The sequence below is a fragment of the Streptomyces sp. WMMC1477 genome (assembly GCF_027460245.1).
Taxonomy (GTDB): Bacteria; Actinomycetota; Actinomycetes; order Streptomycetales; family Streptomycetaceae; genus Streptomyces.
Map to the genome: position 1 here is coordinate 4719191 of NZ_JAPZBD010000003.1, position 16232 is coordinate 4735422.

Genomic DNA, 16232 nt, shown 5'->3' on the forward strand with positions numbered 1-16232 from the left:
TCTTGGCGTTCAACCGTGCCTCCGGCAAGCTGAACCGTTCCACCCGTTCCATCCGTCTCGGTACCGCCGCCGCGGCCGTCGCCGTCGGTGTGGCCGGCGTCGTCGCCGGGCCCGCCGCCGCGGCCGAGCACAAGAACACCTTCAGCGAGGCGCTCGCCATCGCTCCCTCGCTCGCCGGCCACGTGGCCGACCAGGCCGCCGCGCAGAAGAGCGCCGCGGCGGAGAAGGCCGAGGCCGAGAAGAAGGCCGCCGCGAAGAAGGCGGCGGAGAAGAAGGCCGCGGCCGAGCGCGAGGACGCCGAGCGCGCCAACCGCTCCAAGCCCCGCCCGAGCGTCGTGGCCCCCGTCACGGGCGGCGACGTGACGACGCCCTACAAGAGCGGCGGCCAGATGTGGTCGTCCGGCAAGCACAGCGGCATCGACTTCGCCGCCCGTACCGGCACCCCCGTCAAGTCGGTCGCCGCGGGTACGGTCGTCACCGCCGGCTGGGGCGGCGCCTACGGCAACAACATCGTCGTCAAGCACAACGACGGCACCTACACCCAGTACGGCCACCTGTCGGCCATCGGGGTCTCGGTCGGCCAGCAGGTCGGTGTCGGCCAGGAGATAGGCAAGGTCGGCTCGACCGGCAACTCCACCGGCCCACACCTGCACTTCGAGGCCCGTACCGCCCCGGGCTACGGTTCCGACATGGACCCGGTCGACTACCTGCGCGGCAAGGGTGTGCCGCTGTCCTGACGCGGCTCCTTCCCCACACTCCCGGACCCCCGGCCTCACGGCCGGGGGTCCGGCGTTTTTCCGTCGCATCTCAGCCGGGCATCGGAATTCTCGGAAGAGTGGAATACAGTTCGGTTCAGCGACGCTCATAACGTGGGGATAACGGCGGAGGTTGGGGTATGCGCATTTCCGCGCACATGGTGTGCACAGCGGTTCGCGACGACATCGTCAGCGGTGCGCTGCCGCCGGGTTCCCGGCTCACCGAGGAGCTGCTCGCCCGCCGCTACGGCGTTTCCCGGGTGCCGGTGCGCGAGGCCTTGCGCACGCTGGAATCGGAGGGCTTCGTCACCACCCGGCGGCACGCGGGGGCCTGTGTCGCCCAGCCGACCGAGCAGGAGGCGGCCGATCTGCTGGACATGCGGGCCCTGCTGGAACCGCTCGGCGCCGCACGGGCGGCGCACCGGCGGACCGGAGCGCACCTGAAGGTCCTGCGCGGCCTGGTGCGTCTCGGACGCCAGCGCACCGAGCGCGGGCAGCTCTCCGACCTGCGCGCTCTGGGGGACTGGTTCCACGAGACGCTGGCGCAGGCCAGCGGCAGCCCCGCGTTGGAGACGCTCCTGGTGCAGCTCCGCCGCAAGATCACCTGGATGTACGCCGTCGAGCAGGAGAACGCCCCCGGCGCGGTGGAGCGGGCCTCGGCCGTCTGGCGCGAGCACGGCGCGATCGTGGACGCTCTCGCCCGCCGGGACGCCGAGCGGGCCCGCGCGCTCGCCGCGGCGCACGTCGAGCGGGCCGGGGCGATACGCCGGGCCCAGCGCCCGGTGATGGTGAGGACAACGAAACCTGCCGTCAACACGGCGCGCGGCCCCGTTTAACAATTCCCGTATACAAAGGAATCGGGAATTGCTTCCCGTGGTGTGTGCTGCCGGAATTCCGGAGTCGCCCGCAGGGGTGTCCACTTTTCGGTGGTGCGACTCCGGCGCCAAAATGGGGCGGGCGGTTCCACGGCGTGCGGACAGGTTTTCCGCCTGCCCGTTCAGACCGTCTCGGGCAGCTCCTCCAGCCCCTCGGAGACGAGCTTCGCCAGCCGCTCCAGCACGGCGTCGGCGTCCTCGGCCGCGGAGGCGAGCACGACCTCCTCGCCGCCCTCGGCACCCAGACCGAGCACGGAGAGCAGGGAGGCGGCGTTCACCGGTGAGCTCTCGGCCTTGGCGATGGTGACGGGGACGCCGGCGGCCGTCGCCGCCCGGACGAAGATGGCGGCGGGTCGGGCGTGCAGGCCCTCAGCCCAGCCGATGGTGACGCGGCGCTCAGCCATGGTGTTGCCTTCCGGTCGTTGCCTGTCAGGACCACTTCTCACCCGCGGGATGCGTGTACCCCGCGGGTGAACATCGTGCACGGTGTGTTACGCATGCCGCACGCACCTCCCCGAACGGGGGTGGCCGCGCCGTAGGGTGGGGCGCATGCAGACGCCCACGGAGCGCGCGTACCCCACGCACTGGGAAGCCGATGTGGTGCTGCGCGACGGCGGCACGGCCCGCGTTCGCCCGATCACCGAGGAAGACGCCGAACGGCTGGTCAGCTTCTACGAGCAGGTCTCGGACCAGTCGAAGTACTACCGCTTCTTCGCCCCTTACCCCCGGCTGTCGGCGCGGGACGTCCGCCGCTTCACCCAGCACGACTACGTGGACCGGGTGGGCCTCGCGGCCATCGTGGGCGGTGAGTTCATCGCCACCGTGCGCTACGACCGCATCGACGAGTCGGGCCTGCCGGCTCCCGCCCCCGCCGACCGCGCCGAGGTCGCCTTCCTGGTGCAGGACGCCCATCAGGGCCGGGGCGTCGCCTCCGCTCTCCTGGAGCACATCGCCGCCTGCGCGCGGGAACGCGGCGTGCGGCGCTTCACCGCCGAGGTCCTGCCGGCCAACACCAAGATGGCCAAGGTCTTCACCGACGCCGGCTACTCGCAGCAGCGCACCTTCGAGGACGGCTCCGTCCGCCTCACCCTCGACCTGGAGCCCACCGAACGGTCGCTGGCCGTCATGCGCGCCCGGGAGCACCGGGCCGAGGCGCGTTCCGTGCAGCGGCTGCTGGCCCCCTCCTCCGTGGCCGTCATCGGGGTGCGCCGACGGGCCGGGGGCGCCGGGCGCGCCGTGCTGGACTCCCTGCGCAGCGCCGGGTTCCCCGGTGCGGTGTACGCCGTCAACGAGCGGTTGCCCGGGACCGCCGACGGCTCCGGGCGCCCGGCCGCGCTCGACGGGCTGCCCGCCGTCCCGGCCCACCGCTCCGTGCGGGACGTCCCCGGGCCGGTGGACCTGGCGGTCGTCGCCGTGCCCGCCGCCGAGGTGGACGCCGTCGTCACCGCCTGCGGCGAGCACGGGGTCCAGGGCATGGTGGTCCTCTCCGCCGACTTCACCCGGGCCGAGCAGCGCGAACTCGTCCGCAAGGCCCGCTCCTACGGCATGCGCATCATCGGGCCGAACGCCCTCGGGCTGATCAACACCGCGCCCGACGTCCTGCTCAACGCCACGCTCGCGGGGCGCACTCCGGAACGCGGCCGGATCGGGCTGTTCACCCAGTCCGGCGCCATCGGTATCGCCCTGCTCGAGGGACTGCACCGGCGCTGCACCGGGCTGTCGTCCTTCGTCTCGGCCGGCAACCGCGCCGACGTCTCCGGCAACGACGTCCTCCAGTACTGGGAGGACGACCCGGACACCGACGTCGTCCTCATGTACCTGGAGTCCTTCGGCAACCCCCGCAAGTTCACCCGGCTGGTGCGCCGCGTGGCCCCGCACAAGCCCGTCGTCGTCGTCCGCGGCGCGCGGCACAGCGGCAGCGCGCCCCCGGCCGGGCACGCCGTCCCGGAGATCCGCGCCTCCGACCGCACCGTGTCCACGCTGCTGCGCCAGTCGGGCGTGCTGCTCGTGGACACCGTCACCGAGCTCGTGGACACCGGCCTCCAGCTGGCCTTCCAGCCGCTTCCCGCGGGGCCGCGGATCGCCGTGCTGGGTAACGCCGAGTCGTTGTGCCTGCTCACCTACGACGCCTGCCTCGCCCGGGGCCTGCGCCCCGTCGACCCCGTCGACCTCACCGCCTCCGCCACCCCCGAGGACTTCCACCGCGCCCTCGGCGAGGCCCTGGCCGACCCGGGCACCGACGCCGTCGTCGTCACCGCCATCCCCTGGGTGGAGGGCCGCCGCGCCGAGGAACTGGCCGACGCGCTGCACCGGGCCGCCGCCGGGACCGGCAAACCCATCGCCGTCGTCCACCTGGCCATCGAGGGGCTGGACGCGGCGCTCGGCGCCCGCCGCATCCCCGCCTACCCCGCCCCGGAACGGGCCGTGCGGGCCCTCGCCGAGGCGGTCCACCACGCCCAGTGGCGGCGCGACGCCGAGCGGCCGGGCCGGGTCCCCGAGGAGGATCTGGACGAGGCCGGCGCCGCGGCGGTCGTGTCCCGCGCGCTGTACGGCACCCGGCCGCCCGAGCCATGCCAGGGAACAGGCCAGGAGCCGGGCCAGGAGGCCGGCCCCCGCAGCGTCGCCCTCGACGTCCCCGGCACCGCCGAGCTGCTGGCCTGCTACGGCATCACCGTCCTGCCCGCCCATCCGGCCCCCGACGCCGACGCGGCCGTGGCCGCCGCCGCCCGGACCGGCTTCCCCGTGGCCCTCAAGACGACCGCTCCCCACCTGCGCCACCGGGCCGACCTCGGCGGAGTCCGGCTCGACATCGTCTCCGAGTCCCAGTTGCGCCGCGTCTACGCCGAGTTCACCGAGGGCCTCGGAACCCCCGCCGAGCTGCGGCCCGTCGTCCAGGCGATGGTGCCGCGCGGTGTGGACACCGTCGTGCGGGCCGCCGTCGACTCCGCCATCGGCACCGTCCTCTCCTTCGGCCTCGCCGGACCGCCCTCCGAGCTGCTGGGCGACATGGCCCACCGCCTGGTGCCCGTCACCGACCGCGAGGCCGCCCACCTCGTCCGTTCCCTGCGTACCGCCCCCATGCTCTTCGGCTGGCGCGGAGCGGCCCCGGTGGACACCGCGGCTCTGGAGGACCTGCTGCTGCGCGTCTCCCGGCTCGTCGACGACCACCCGGAGATCGTCTCCGTGGAGCTGGAGCCCGTGGTCGTCGCGCCGCGCGGACTGGCGGTGCTCGGTGCCGCCGTCCGTCTCGCCCCGCCCCCCGTCACCACCGACCTCGGCCCCCGGCGGCTGTCGGCCTGGTGAGACACCGGCGATCACCGTCCGCCGCTCGGGGGCAGGGCCCCGCGGGCCTTAGGATGGGCGGCATGGCGAAGACCGGAACGACGACGCAGGGACTGCGGACGGCCATCGAGCGCAGCGGCTACTACCCGGCCCTGGTGGCCGAGGCAGTGGAGGCCGCCGTCGGCGGCGAGCCGGTCACCTCCTTCCTCGTCCACCAGGAGACGACGTTCGACGCCAACGAGGTGCGGCGCCACGTCACGGTCCTCGTCCTCACCGGCACCCGCTTCATCGTCAGCCACACCGACGAACAGGCCGCGGACGGCAACTCACCCGTGCCCTACGCCACCACCTCCACCGAGTCGGTGCACCTGGAGCGGATCTCCTCCGTCGTGCTGAGCCGCGTCGTGGCGAACCCGGAGTCCTACCGGCCCGGGACGCTGCCGCGCGAGGTCGTGCTGACCATCGGCTGGGGCGCGGTCAGCCGCATCGACCTGGAACCCGCCGCCTGCGCCGACCCCAACTGCGAGGCCGACCACGGCTACACCGGCTCCACCACCGCGGACGACCTCTCGCTGCGCGTCAGCGAGGCGGGGGACGGCCCCGACACCGTCCGCCAGGCACTCGCGTTCGCCCAGAGCCTGTCCGAGGCCACGGTGGCCGCGCGCTGATGGCCCAGCCCACCACCACGGACCCGGCCTCCGCCGAGCCCGCGCCGCTCGACCCGCGCACCGCGCCCGTCCCCCGCTACGGCACCGCCTCGCTTGCCGACGTCCTGCCCGCCGCCGCCTCGGGGCTCGGCGTCCCCGGGCTGCGCACCCGGCTCGCCCTCGAACCCGCCGACCGCGTCTGCGTGTTCCTCGTCGACGGCATGGGCTGGGACATCCTGCGCGCCCACCCCGCGTACGCCCCCTTCCTCACCTCGCTGCTGCCCAGCTCGGTGAACGGCACCGGAGCACCCATCACCTCCGGTTTCCCCTCCACCACCGCCACCTCCCTGGCCTCCGTGGGCACCGGACGGGTGCCGGGCGCGCACGGCCTGCCCGGCTACACGGTGCTCGACCCGGAGGCCGGCCAGCTCATGAACCAGCTGCGCTGGCAGCCGTGGACGGACCCCTTCCGGTGGCAGCCCTACCCGACGGTCTTCCAGCTCGCCGACGCCGCGGGCATCGAGACCAGCCAGGTCTCCGCGCCGCACTTCGAGCACACGCCGCTCACCAAGATCGCGCTGTCCGGCGGCACCTTCCTCGGGAAGCTCTCCGGAGAGGACCGCATGGACCTCGCCGCCCAGCGGCTCGCCGCGGCCGACCGCGCCCTCGTCTACACCTACTACGCCGACCTGGACGGCAACGGCCATCGGTACGGCGTCGACTCCGACGCGTGGCGCGGGCAACTGGCCTACGTGGACCGCCTCGCCCAGCGGCTGGCCGAGCAGCTCCCGCCGCGCAGCGTCCTCTACGTCACCGCCGACCACGGCATGGTGGACGTCCCGCCCGGCGACGCGTCGCGCTTCGACTTCGACGAGGACTGGGAGCTGGGCGCGGGCGTCGCCCTGCTCGGCGGCGAGGGCCGCGCCCGGCACCTGTACGCCGTACCCGGCGCCGCCGCCGACGTCCACACCGTCTGGCGCGAGGTGCTGGCGGACCAGGCGTGGGTGGCCACCCGGGACGAGGCCATCGAGCTGGGCTGGTTCGGCCCGCCGGGCCGGGGCGTGGACGAGCGCGTGTACGGCCGGATCGGGGACGTGGTCGTCGCGATGAGCGGTACCGCCGCCGTCGTCGCCACGCGCACGGAGCCGAAGGAGTCGGCGCTCATCGGCATGCACGGCTCGGTCACCTCCGCCGAGCAGCTCGTACCGCTGCTGGAGGTCCGTACCTGACCTCGGCCGCCGCCCCCACCCGGCCCTCGGCCCTCATCTTCGACCGTCTCCCCCACCACCCGACCCGAACGACGAAGGGGTACCGCACCCGCCATGCCCGAGCTGGTCTTCTTCAGCGGCACGATGGACTGCGGCAAGAGCACCCTCGCTTTGCAGATCCAGCACAACAGGTCCGCCCGAGGGCTCCAGGGCCTGATCTTCACCCGCAACGACCGCGCCGGTGCCGGGCAGCTCTCCTCACGGCTGGGGCTGGTCACCGACGCCGTCGAGGCGCACGCGGACCTCGACTTCCACGCCTGCCTCGTCCGGCACCTCACCGAGGGCGGGCGCGCCGACTACGTCATCGCCGACGAGGCCCAGTTCCTGACGCCCGGCCAGATCGACCAGCTGGCCCGGGTCGTGGACGACCTGGGCATCGACGTCTTCGCCTTCGGGATCACCACCGACTTCCGCACCCGCCTCTTCCCCGGCTCCCAGCGGCTGATCGAGCTGGCCGACCGGGTGGAGGTACTGCAGGTGGAGGCGCTGTGCTGGTGCGGCGCGCGGGCCACGCACAACGCCCGCACCGTCGGCGGTCGCATGGTCGTCGAGGGGGCGCAGGTCGTCGTCGGTGACGTCGCGGGGGGCGCCCCGCAGGCGCAGCCCGTCGACGTCGGCTACGAGGTGCTGTGCCGACGGCACCACCGCCGCCGCCTCACCGCGGCGGCGGCCCGCGCCGGTGCGCTCTCGCCCGACGTGCTCCCGGTCGACGAGGGCGCCCTGCCCGCACCGCGCCGCTGACCGCCCGCTCTGTGGCGTCCTGTCCGGGCGGTCACGGCGGGCGGCGGGCGGTGGAGGGCCCCGGAGCGGGTCAGTCCCGGATGTGGCGGGTGACGGCGTCCCGCGGGTCGAGCATTCTCACCACCGCGAAGCGCGCGCCCTCCGGGTCGGCCACGTGGGCCAGCCGTCCGTAGGGGGAGTCGCGGGGCTCGCGGACGATGTGGCCGCCCAGCTCCGTCACGCGCTGCGTGGCCTCGTCGGCGTCGGCCACCGCGAAGTACGTCGTCCAGTGCGGGCCCCGGTCGCGTGGGAGCGACCCGCCCACGCCGCGGATGCCGCCGATGGCCCGCCCGCCCAGATGGAGGGTCAGGTAGTCGATGTCCGTGGAGACCACCGGTTCGGTGTCGTAGCCGAAGACCCTCGAGTAGAAGGGGCTCACGACGAAGCTGCCGCGCGTGACCAGCTCGTTCCACACGGGCGTGCCGACCCGGCCGTCGGCCGGGACGCCGGTGTGCTCGCCTGCCTGCCAGACGCCGAAGGCGGCGCCGCACGGATCGGCGGCGATGGCCATGCGCCCCGCGTCACCGGAGTCCAGCGGGCCCACGCCGATCGTCCCACCGCAGTCCCGTACGAGGGCGCAGGTCGCGTCGGCGTCGTCGGTGGCCAGATACGGCAGCCAGGCCACCGGCAGGGAGCGCCGGTCGTGCATCTCGCCCAGCCCCGCGACCTGGCGGTCGCCGAAGTTGGCGTGGACACAGGGGCCGAGCTGGGCCGGGCCCTCCTGGAACTCCCAGCCGAACAGCTCGTGGTAGAACTTCTCGCTCGCGGTCAGGTCGTGCACCATCAGGCTCACCCAGCAGGGCGTGCCCGGGGTGAACCGAGCGGCTCCCTCGGTCATCGGCGTCGTCTCCTCCGGGCCGTCGTCGTTGCGGCCGTAGTCGTCCAGGGGTCGGTGTGCGTGTGCGGCGGGCGCGTCGCGTACGGCGCGGTGTCGTGCGTGCGGTGCGTAGTCATGCTCGCACTCTCCGGTGGGTCGTGTCCCGGTCCGCGCGGTGATTCCCCGGGACGAACCGCGTCACACGCGTCTCCCGGTGCCCCGCGGGACCGGCGCGTGCCCGCCCGCCCCTCGGGCGTGCGCGACAATGCGCCCATGACAGCCATCATCTCCGCAGCCGAACTCGCGAGCGCGTTGGCCGATGCCGGTCCGGACGACGCCCCCGTGCTGCTCGACGTCCGGTACGCGATGGGCGGGCCGACCGGCCGCCCGGTGTACGAGGCCGGCCATCTGCCCGGTGCCGTCTACGTCGATCTGGACACCGAGCTCGCCGGGCCGCCCGGCGCGGGCGGCCGCCATCCTCTGCCGGACCCCGCCGTGTTCGGCGCGGCGATGCGCAGGGCCGGGGTCGGTGCCACCCGGCCGGTGGTGGTCTACGACGGCGGCCAGGGCTGGGCGTCGGCGCGCGCCTGGTGGCTGCTGCGCTACACCGGGCACCCCGACGTCCGGGTGCTCGACGGCGGCCTCGCGGCCTGGGAGGGGCCGTTGACTTCGGAGGTTCCCGAGCCGAGCCCGGGTGACTTCGTTCCGCGGCCGGGAGGGATGCCACTCCTGGACGCCGACGAGGCCGCGGCGGTGGCCCGCCGCGGGCTGCTGCTGGACGCCCGCTCCGGCGAGCGCTATCGCGGGGAGACGGAGCCGATCGACCCGGTGGCCGGGCACATCCCCGGCGCGGTGTCGGCGCCCACCGCCGAGAACGTCACGGCCGCGGGCGGGTTCCGGCCCGTGGAGGAGCTCAAGGAGCGGTTCGCCGCGCTCGGGGCGCACGGGGACGCCGAGGTGGGTGTCTACTGCGGCTCCGGGGTCTCGGCCGCCCAGCAGGTGCTGGCACTGGACGCGGTCGGTGTCGTCGCCGGGCTGTACGCCGGCTCCTGGTCGCACTGGTGCGCCGATCCCGCGCGCCCGGTGGCCACCGGCCCGCAGCCCGGCTGACGGAATCCGCCGGGCTGAGCGGGAGCCCGCCCGGCGGCGCCGCCGGGCGGGCTACTCCTGCTTCTTGCGCCGGGTGCCGAAGACGATCTCGTCCCAGCTCGGGACCGCCGCCCGGCGGCCCGGCCGCACGCCGTCCGCCTCGGCCTGCCGGTCGGTGGTTCCGGTGAGCCGGTCCCGGTGGCTGGCCACCGAGCGTGGCATGAGCACGTCGGCGTAGGCCGCCCCCGCGCTCGCGGCGGGCGGCTCCACCGGCTCCTCAAGCTCGGCGGCGGGCTCGGCCGCCTCGTCTCCTGCGTCCTCGGTGGGCTGCTCGGGCACCACCATGTCGCCCCGGAAGCTGGGTACGGCCTCCAGCAGGCTGGTCAGCGAGTCCCGGTCCTCCCGCTCCCCGCGGGTCGCGGGCTCCGGGCGGGCGGCGTCCCTGCCGTCGTCCGAGCGGTCCCGGGGGAGCCGGGCGATGCGCGGCACGAACGGGAAGCTCGGCTCCGGCGGTTCGTCGCTCTCGCCCACGAGCGTCCGCGCCTCGTCGTCCATGCACTGCACCAGCCGGCGGGGCGGGTCGTAGCTCCAGCTCGCCGAGTGCAGTTCACCCGCGACCCGGTAGACGAGCAGCACCTCCCAGGTGCCGTCGTCCCGCCGCCAGGAGTCCCACCGCACGGTGTCCTTGTCCGCGCCGCGCACGAGCAGCCTCTCGGCGACGGCGTCACCGAGCTGGGGGCCGGTGTTCTCGCCGGGGCGGCGCACTGGCGTCTTGCGGGCCCGCTCGGCCATGAAGGCGCGCTCCGCCAGCACCGGGCCCTCGAACCGGCGCACCCGCTCCACGGGGATGCCGGCCAGCTGGGCCACTTCTTCGGCCGTGGCACCGGCCCGTATGCGGGCCTGGATGTCGCGGGGACGCAGATGGTTCTCGACCTCGATCTCGATCTGGCCGAGCCGGGCGCGGTCGTTGCGGACGGCGGCCCGCAGCCGCTCGTCGATCGGAAGGGTGTATTCCGTGTTGTCGGCAGCCTTGAGCACCAGCCGTGTGCCGTCGTTGCTGACGGCCACGACACGCAGTTCGGGCATGGGAACCTCCCGGATGGTGCCTGCCGACGTCACGTGCGTCGCTGCTCCCGCTAGACGAGTGTGGCCTGCCCGGGGTGCAGGCTGCCACAACCTTTGCCGACTTGCCCGGCGTGTCGGGCCCACGCTTCGATCGAACGGTGTGGCACGGTGACCGGTTGGCCACTCTGAGTGACCTGTTCGCTCACTCTCCGCCACATCGACCGGGCAGGGCCGAGGCCAGGGCCACGACACTACTCCATTAGGGCCATGTCGGGAGGACCGGCGCGCCGCCGAAGTTCCGGCGGGGTAAGGGAGTTGACCGGATCGTGTGGAATGGGTCCGGGATACGCCTCGCGCCCCGTTCTGTTCGGTTCCTTCCCGGTCTGTGGGATTTCACTGAAACGACGTCAGTTGTTCCGTGTGGCACCGTCACTCACCCGCGGGAGGAGCCGGGACGGCGAAGGGGGTGCCGGGGACCGCAGCCGACGGTCCGTCATCCGCCCAGGACACGCCGCAGGTAGGCGTTGTCGAAGAGCCGGTCCGGGTCCAGCCGGTCCCGCAGGGCGAGGAACTCGCCGAACCGGGGGTAGACGTCGGCGAGGTAAGCGGCGTCCCGGGTGTGCAGCTTGCCCCAGTGCGGTCGGCCACCGTGTGCCGTCATGATCCGCTCGGCGGCGGCGAAGTACGCGGAGTGCGGCATGCCGCGGTACATGTGCACCGCCAGGTACACCGATGCGCGGCCCTCGCTCGTGGAGAGGGTGATGTCGTCGGACGGCGCGGTGCGCACCTCGACCGGGAAGCTGATCCGCAGATCCGAACCGTCCACCAACGCGCGCAGTTCCCGCAGCGCCTCGACCGCCGCCGACCGGGGGAGCGCGTACTCCATCTCCACGAAGCGCACCCGGCGGGGGCTGGTGAAGACCTGGTACGGGATGTCGGTGTAACTGCGGGCGGACAACGCCCGGCTGGCCGTGCGGGCGATGAACGGCACCGTGGCGGGCACGGCCCTGCCGAGCGAACAGGCGGCCTGGAAGACACCGTTGGACAGCAGCTCGTCGTCCACCCAGCCCCGCACCCGCGGCAGCGGGCGGGCCGGGCCGCCCGAGCGGTTGTTGCGCTTGGTGCTGCAGTTCCCCGTGTGCGGGAACCAGTAGAACTCGAAGTGCTCGTTCTCCGCGACGAGCTGGTCGAACTCCTCCACCACCCGTTCGAAGGACATGGGTTCCTCGCGGGCGTGCAGCAGGAACAGCGGCTCGACCCGGAACGTCAGTTCCGTGATGACGCCGAGCGCCCCGAGTCCCAGCCGCGCGGCGGCGAAGACGTCGGCGTTCTCCTCCGCGGAGCAGCGCATGATCGAGCCGTCGGCCAGGACCATCTCCAGCCCGGCCAGTTGCGCCGCCAGGGACGCCGAGTCCCGCCCGGTGCCGTGGGTGCCGGTGCTCACCGCACCCGCGACCGTCTGCGCCATGATGTCGCCCATGTTGGCCAGCGTCAGGCCCTCACCGGCCAGCACCTCGTTGAGCTGCCGTATCGACGTGCCGGCGGCCACGCGCACCGTGCCGGCCGCGCGGTCGATGGCCCGGACGCCGCTGAGCCGCTCCGGGCGGATGAGCAGGCCGGTGGTCGCGGCCACGGCGGTGAACGAGTGACCGGAGCCCACCGCCTTCACCGGCAGCCCCTCCTCGGCGGCCCGGCGGACGGCGTCGGCGAGCGCTTCGGCGGTCGAGGGCGTGACGGTCCGCTGCGGCCGCGCGGAGGCGCAGCCCGCCCAGTTCCGCCAGGTGCCCCTCGGGCCTGCCGTGCTGTACAAGGTGCTCACTGTGCTCCCCTCCTGCCGCGGCGGTGGAGGGATCATACTCACGCCCGCCGGGTACCGCGCCGCCCGGTGCGGCGGGGGATGACGGGACGCCCGGCGGACCGTCACCGGGGCGAGCGCTCCACCGCGGGCGGCGTGCCCGGCCCCGCCCCCGTGGCGTCCTCGGCGGCCGGCCGCGCTCCGTCCCGCCGGGCGGGGGGCGGGACGAGCCGCCGGTGACCCAGCAGTGCGGTCAGTGCCGCCAGGACGCCCGCCACCGCGGGGACGGTGTAGGCCTGTCCGGCGCCGTAGGTGTCCACCGTACGCCCCGCGACGGCGGCGCCGAGCGCCATGCCGACGGCGATGCTGCTGCTCACCCAGGTCATGCCCTCGGTCAACTGGGCGCGCGGGACGAGCCGGTCGACGAGGGCCACGGAGGTCACCAGCGTCGGGGCGATGGCCAGCCCGGCCGCGAACAGCGTGACGGCGAGCATCGGCAGGCCGGTGACGAACTGGAGCGGCACCATGCTGAGCGCGACCGCACACACCCCCAGCAGCCACCGGCGGGCGGCCGCACCCGTCGGCCGCAGCATGCCGAACAGCGCTCCGGCGAGGCAGGAGCCCGCGGCGTACCCGGCCAGCAGCAGGCTGGCCGCCCCCCTGTGGCCCCGTTCCTCGGCGAAGGCGATGGTGACGACGTCGATGGCGCCGAAGATCGCGCCCACGCCCAGTAGCGTCGCGACGAGGACCCGCAGCCCGGGGGCGCGCAGCGCCGAGCCCCCGGCGGCGCCCGCGGCGGCCGGGACCACGGGCGGCTCGGTGGCCCGCTGGGAGGTCAGCCAGAACACGCCCGCGAGCAGGAAGCACGCGGCGGCGAGCGGGCCGGCCTGCGGGAACCACGCGGTGGACAGGCCGATGGACAGGATGGGGCCGAAGACGAAGCAGAGCTCGTCGACGATCGACTCCCAGGCGTAGGCCGCGTGCAGCTCGCGCGGACGCTCGCGGTACAGGGCGACCCAGCGCGAGCGCACCATCGAGCCCAGGCTCGGCACGCAGCCGGCGAAGGCCGCGCAGCAGAACAGGGTCCACGTCGGCCACTCCCAGACCGTGCCGGCCGTCAGCCCGGCCACGGCCGTGACGGTCATCAGCGCGGCGGGCCGCAGGACACGGCGCTGACCGCGCCGGTCCACCAGCCGGGACACCTGGGGTCCGATCGCCGCGGCCGAGAGCGCGACCGTCGCGGCCAGCGCGCCGGCCAGGCCGTAGGCGCCGGTCAGCACGGAGACCATGGTCACGATGCCGATGCCGAGCATCGCCACGGGCAGGCGGCCGAGCAGGCCGGCGGCGGAGAAGGTCCGAGTGCCGGGGGCGGTGAAGATCGCACGGTACGGACTCGGCACGGCGGCTCCACCTGAGAACGCGTAAGGGACGTTGACGCCAACACAGCTTACGGGGCGGGCCGTGATCCGTTCGCCCCGTCCCTGATGGCAGGATCGGTCCATGCCCGACGAACGACCCCAGCCCTACGACGCCCTGCTGCTCCTCTCCTTCGGCGGCCCGGAGGGAACCGAGGACGTGGTCCCGTTCCTGGAGAACGTCACCCGGGGGCGGGGCATCCCGAAAGAGCGTCTCGAGGAGGTCGGTCAGCACTACTTCCTCTTCGACGGCGTCTCGCCGATCAACGCCCAGAACCGCGAGTTGCTCGCCGCCCTGCGCGCGGACTTCGCCCGGCACGGGCTCGACCTCCCGGTGTACTGGGGCAACCGCAACTGGACGCCCTACCCGACGGACGCCCTGCGCGAGCTCGTCCGCGACGGGCACCGCCGGGTGCTCACCCTGACCACCAGCGCCTACGCCTCCTACTCCGGCTGCCGCCAGTACCGGGAGAACCTGGCCGACGCCCTCGCGGCCCTGGAGGCCGAGGGCCTGCCGCTGCCGCGCGTGGACAAGCTGCGCCACTACTTCAACCACCCCGGCTTCGTGCGGCCCATGACCGACGGCGTGCTGACGGCGCTCGCCGAACTGCCGGACGCTGTGCGGGACGGCGCCCACCTCGCGTTCACCACGCACTCCATCCCCACCGCCGCGGCCGACACCTCCGGGCCCGCCCCGGTCCACGGCGACGGCGGGGCCTACGTCGCCGAGCACCTGGACGTCGCACGGCAGATCGCGGACGCCGTCCGGGAGCACACCGGCGTGGAACGGCCCTGGGAGCTCGTCTACCAGTCCCGCAGCGGCGCCCCGCACATCCCGTGGCTGGAGCCGGACATCTGCGACCACCTGGAGGCCCGGCACGCCGCCGGCGCCCCGGCGGTGGTCATGGTGCCCATCGGCTTCGTCTCGGACCACATGGAGGTCCTCTACGACCTGGACACCGAGGCCAAGGCCGCGGCGCGCGAGCTGGGCCTGCCGGTCGTGCGCTCGGCCACCGTCGGGGCCGACCCGCGGTTCGTGGCCGGCGTGCGCGAGCTGGTGCTGGAACGCGCCGCGACCGAGCGGGGTGAGCACCCCGAGCGCTGCGCCCTCGGTGCGCTGGGCCCCTCCCACGACGTGTGCCCCGTCGGCTGCTGCCCGGCCCGCGCCCCCCGGCCCGCCGCGGCCGGGGCCGACAGCCCCTACGCGTGAGCCCGGCACCCCGCAGGCCCGACGAGCCGCACGAGCACCACGGACCCCACGAGGGAGACACGATGACCGAGCCGACCGGCCACGCGCTGTACGCGGAACTGCTGGACGTCGCACGCGAGGCCGCCCGCCGAGCCGGGGACCTCCTGCGCGACGGCCGCCCCGCCGACCTCGGCGTGGCCGCGACCAAGACCAGCCCCGTCGACGTCGTCACCGAGATGGACCTCGCCGCCGAGAAGCTGATCACCGGCTTCCTGGCCGAGCGGCGCCCCGACGACGGCCTCCTGGGCGAGGAGGGCACCAGCACGACGGGCAGCAGCGGGGTGCGGTGGATCATCGACCCCATCGACGGCACCGTCAACTACCTCTACGGCCGGGCCGACTGGGCTGTGTCGGTGGCCGCCGAACGGGAAGGGGAGACCCTCGTCGGCGTCGTCCACGCCCCGCAGCGCGGCGAGACCCACCACGCGGTGCTGGGGCAGGGAGCCCGCCGCGACGGGCGGCCCGTGCGCTGCCGTCCGGGCACCGCGCTGGACCAGGCGCTGATCGCCACGGGCTTCAACTACGTCCAGACCACCCGCGACGCCCAGGCGGCCGTCGTGCGCGCGCTGCTGCCGCGGGTACGCGACATCCGCCGCTCCGGTTCGGCCGCACTGGACCTGTGCGACGTGGCGAGCGGCCGGCTGGACGGGTACTACGAGCGCGGCACGAACCACTGGGACTACGCCGCCGGCGAACTGATCGCCCGCGAGGCGGGGGCGCTGACCGGCGGGCTGCCGGGCCGGGCCCCGGGCAGCGAGCTGCTGGTGGCGGCGACCCCGGAGGTCTTCCCCGTGCTCCAGCCGCTGCTGGCCGAGCTCGGGGCCGGACGGGGCTGACCTCGGGCCGGACACCCCGGCGCACACACCGGTGGCCCCGACCGGCTGTTCTCGGACGCCGGGCGGGGCCACGGGGATGATGCCGGGCGGGGTCAGCGGCGGGTCATACCGAGACCTCGACGCCGTGCTCGCTGGCCAGCCGGCGCAGGTCCTCCAGCTCCGACTGCTCGACCTCCGCCAGGTAGTCGTCGCCGGCCTCGCGAGCGCGGTGCAGGTCGTGTTCCGTGCTCCTTATGCGCTGCAGCAGCCCTGCGGTGAACGCGTCCATGGTGCGCCCCCTCGTCGTGGGTCGGCGGCACGGGGGTGTGCCGGGGGTGGACTTGATCACGGGATGGTCCCTGGGCGAGCGGAGCCGGGAA

General features: G+C 74.3%; 15 protein-coding genes. 9 read left to right on the forward strand and 6 right to left on the reverse strand.

Features of this window, described 5'->3' with window-relative positions:
• The first annotated feature begins 2 nt into the window (after nucleotides 1-2).
• The gene (locus O7609_RS21030) at nucleotides 3-737 is read left to right on the forward strand and encodes a M23 family metallopeptidase (RefSeq protein WP_269744039.1); all 735 of its coding nucleotides are present in this window, start codon (nucleotides 3-5) and stop codon (nucleotides 735-737) included.
• Between the two features lie 158 nt (nucleotides 738-895).
• Nucleotides 896-1591, forward strand: a complete 696-nt coding sequence (locus tag O7609_RS21035; RefSeq protein WP_269735449.1) for a GntR family transcriptional regulator — start codon at nucleotides 896-898, stop codon at nucleotides 1589-1591.
• Between the two features lie 161 nt (nucleotides 1592-1752).
• Here the strand turns inward: O7609_RS21035 and O7609_RS21040 are convergent, their stop codons facing one another.
• A complete protein-coding gene (locus O7609_RS21040) occupies nucleotides 1753-2034 on the reverse strand; it encodes an HPr family phosphocarrier protein (RefSeq protein WP_269735448.1) in 282 nt (93 codons plus the stop codon).
• Between the two features lie 145 nt (nucleotides 2035-2179).
• Between O7609_RS21040 and O7609_RS21045 the strand changes: the two genes are divergently transcribed.
• The 4 genes from O7609_RS21045 (at nucleotide 2180) to O7609_RS21060 (ending at nucleotide 7568) form a co-directional block, all read left to right on the forward strand.
• A complete protein-coding gene (locus tag O7609_RS21045; RefSeq protein ID WP_269744040.1) occupies nucleotides 2180-4933 on the forward strand; it encodes a bifunctional acetate--CoA ligase family protein/GNAT family N-acetyltransferase in 2754 nt (917 codons plus the stop codon).
• A 62-nt stretch (nucleotides 4934-4995) separates the two neighbouring features.
• A complete protein-coding gene (locus O7609_RS21050; RefSeq protein WP_269735446.1) occupies nucleotides 4996-5580 on the forward strand; it encodes a DUF5998 family protein in 585 nt (194 codons plus the stop codon).
• Nucleotides 5580-6788 carry an alkaline phosphatase family protein gene (locus O7609_RS21055; protein ID WP_269735445.1) on the forward strand — a complete coding sequence of 403 codons (1209 nt, stop codon included), beginning with the start codon at nucleotides 5580-5582 and terminating at the stop codon, nucleotides 6786-6788. Before O7609_RS21050 ends, O7609_RS21055 begins: the two co-directional genes overlap by 1 nt.
• A 93-nt stretch (nucleotides 6789-6881) precedes the next feature.
• The gene (locus tag O7609_RS21060; protein ID WP_269735444.1) at nucleotides 6882-7568 is read left to right on the forward strand and encodes a thymidine kinase; all 687 of its coding nucleotides are present in this window, start codon (nucleotides 6882-6884) and stop codon (nucleotides 7566-7568) included.
• Nucleotides 7569-7638: 70 nt separating this feature from the next.
• Here the strand turns inward: O7609_RS21060 and O7609_RS21065 are convergent, their stop codons facing one another.
• Nucleotides 7639-8445 (reverse strand): VOC family protein, encoded by an 807-nt coding sequence (locus tag O7609_RS21065; RefSeq protein ID WP_269744041.1) that lies wholly within the window; start codon nucleotides 8443-8445, stop codon nucleotides 7639-7641.
• A gap of 252 nt (nucleotides 8446-8697) precedes the next feature.
• Between O7609_RS21065 and O7609_RS21070 the strand changes: the two genes are divergently transcribed.
• Nucleotides 8698-9534, forward strand: coding sequence for a sulfurtransferase (locus O7609_RS21070; protein WP_269744042.1), 837 nt, complete (start codon nucleotides 8698-8700; stop codon nucleotides 9532-9534).
• Nucleotides 9535-9585: 51 nt separating this feature from the next.
• Here the strand turns inward: O7609_RS21070 and sepH are convergent, their stop codons facing one another.
• From sepH to O7609_RS21085, 3 genes are all read right to left on the reverse strand, one after another.
• Complete coding sequence (gene sepH, locus O7609_RS21075; RefSeq protein ID WP_269735441.1) at nucleotides 9586-10632, reverse strand: septation protein SepH; 1047 nt, start codon at nucleotides 10630-10632, stop codon at nucleotides 9586-9588.
• Between the two features lie 439 nt (nucleotides 10633-11071).
• Nucleotides 11072-12433: a D-arabinono-1,4-lactone oxidase gene (locus tag O7609_RS21080; protein ID WP_269737173.1), complete on the reverse strand. Its 1362-nt coding sequence runs from the start codon at nucleotides 12431-12433 to the stop codon at nucleotides 11072-11074.
• Between the two features lie 65 nt (nucleotides 12434-12498).
• Complete coding sequence (locus O7609_RS21085; RefSeq protein ID WP_269744043.1) at nucleotides 12499-13773, reverse strand: MFS transporter; 1275 nt, start codon at nucleotides 13771-13773, stop codon at nucleotides 12499-12501.
• A 100-nt stretch (nucleotides 13774-13873) separates the two neighbouring features.
• On the opposite strand from O7609_RS21085, the gene O7609_RS21090 reads away from it, so the two are divergent.
• Nucleotides 13874-14998, forward strand: a complete 1125-nt coding sequence (locus tag O7609_RS21090) for a ferrochelatase (RefSeq protein WP_269744044.1) — start codon at nucleotides 13874-13876, stop codon at nucleotides 14996-14998.
• A gap of 62 nt (nucleotides 14999-15060) precedes the next feature.
• The gene (locus tag O7609_RS21095; RefSeq protein WP_269735439.1) at nucleotides 15061-15873 is read left to right on the forward strand and encodes an inositol monophosphatase family protein; all 813 of its coding nucleotides are present in this window, start codon (nucleotides 15061-15063) and stop codon (nucleotides 15871-15873) included.
• Between the two features lie 103 nt (nucleotides 15874-15976).
• Here O7609_RS21095 and O7609_RS21100 read toward each other — a convergent pair whose 3' ends face one another.
• Nucleotides 15977-16141: a hypothetical protein gene (locus O7609_RS21100; RefSeq protein WP_269735438.1), complete on the reverse strand. Its 165-nt coding sequence runs from the start codon at nucleotides 16139-16141 to the stop codon at nucleotides 15977-15979.
• Nucleotides 16142-16232: the final 91 nt, after the last annotated feature.

Bases quoted from the DNA above. Each gene is read 5' to 3' on its own strand.
- O7609_RS21035 (WP_269735449.1), top strand. From the start codon at position 896: ATGCGCATTTCCGCGCACATGGTGTGCACAGCGGTTCGCGACGACATC.
- O7609_RS21040 (WP_269735448.1), bottom strand. From the start codon at position 2,034: ATGGCTGAGCGCCGCGTCACCATCGGCTGGGCTGAGGGCCTGCACGCC.
- O7609_RS21045 (WP_269744040.1), top strand. From the start codon at position 2,180: ATGCAGACGCCCACGGAGCGCGCGTACCCCACGCACTGGGAAGCCGAT.
- O7609_RS21050 (WP_269735446.1), top strand. From the start codon at position 4,996: ATGGCGAAGACCGGAACGACGACGCAGGGACTGCGGACGGCCATCGAG.
- O7609_RS21055 (WP_269735445.1), top strand. From the start codon at position 5,580: ATGGCCCAGCCCACCACCACGGACCCGGCCTCCGCCGAGCCCGCGCCG.
- O7609_RS21060 (WP_269735444.1), top strand. From the start codon at position 6,882: ATGCCCGAGCTGGTCTTCTTCAGCGGCACGATGGACTGCGGCAAGAGC.
- O7609_RS21065 (WP_269744041.1), bottom strand. From the start codon at position 8,445: ATGACCGAGGGAGCCGCTCGGTTCACCCCGGGCACGCCCTGCTGGGTG.
- O7609_RS21070 (WP_269744042.1), top strand. From the start codon at position 8,698: ATGACAGCCATCATCTCCGCAGCCGAACTCGCGAGCGCGTTGGCCGAT.
- O7609_RS21080 (WP_269737173.1), bottom strand. From the start codon at position 12,433: ATGATCCCTCCACCGCCGCGGCAGGAGGGGAGCACAGTGAGCACCTTG.
- O7609_RS21090 (WP_269744044.1), top strand. From the start codon at position 13,874: ATGCCCGACGAACGACCCCAGCCCTACGACGCCCTGCTGCTCCTCTCC.
- O7609_RS21095 (WP_269735439.1), top strand. From the start codon at position 15,061: ATGACCGAGCCGACCGGCCACGCGCTGTACGCGGAACTGCTGGACGTC.
- O7609_RS21100 (WP_269735438.1), bottom strand. From the start codon at position 16,141: ATGGACGCGTTCACCGCAGGGCTGCTGCAGCGCATAAGGAGCACGGAA.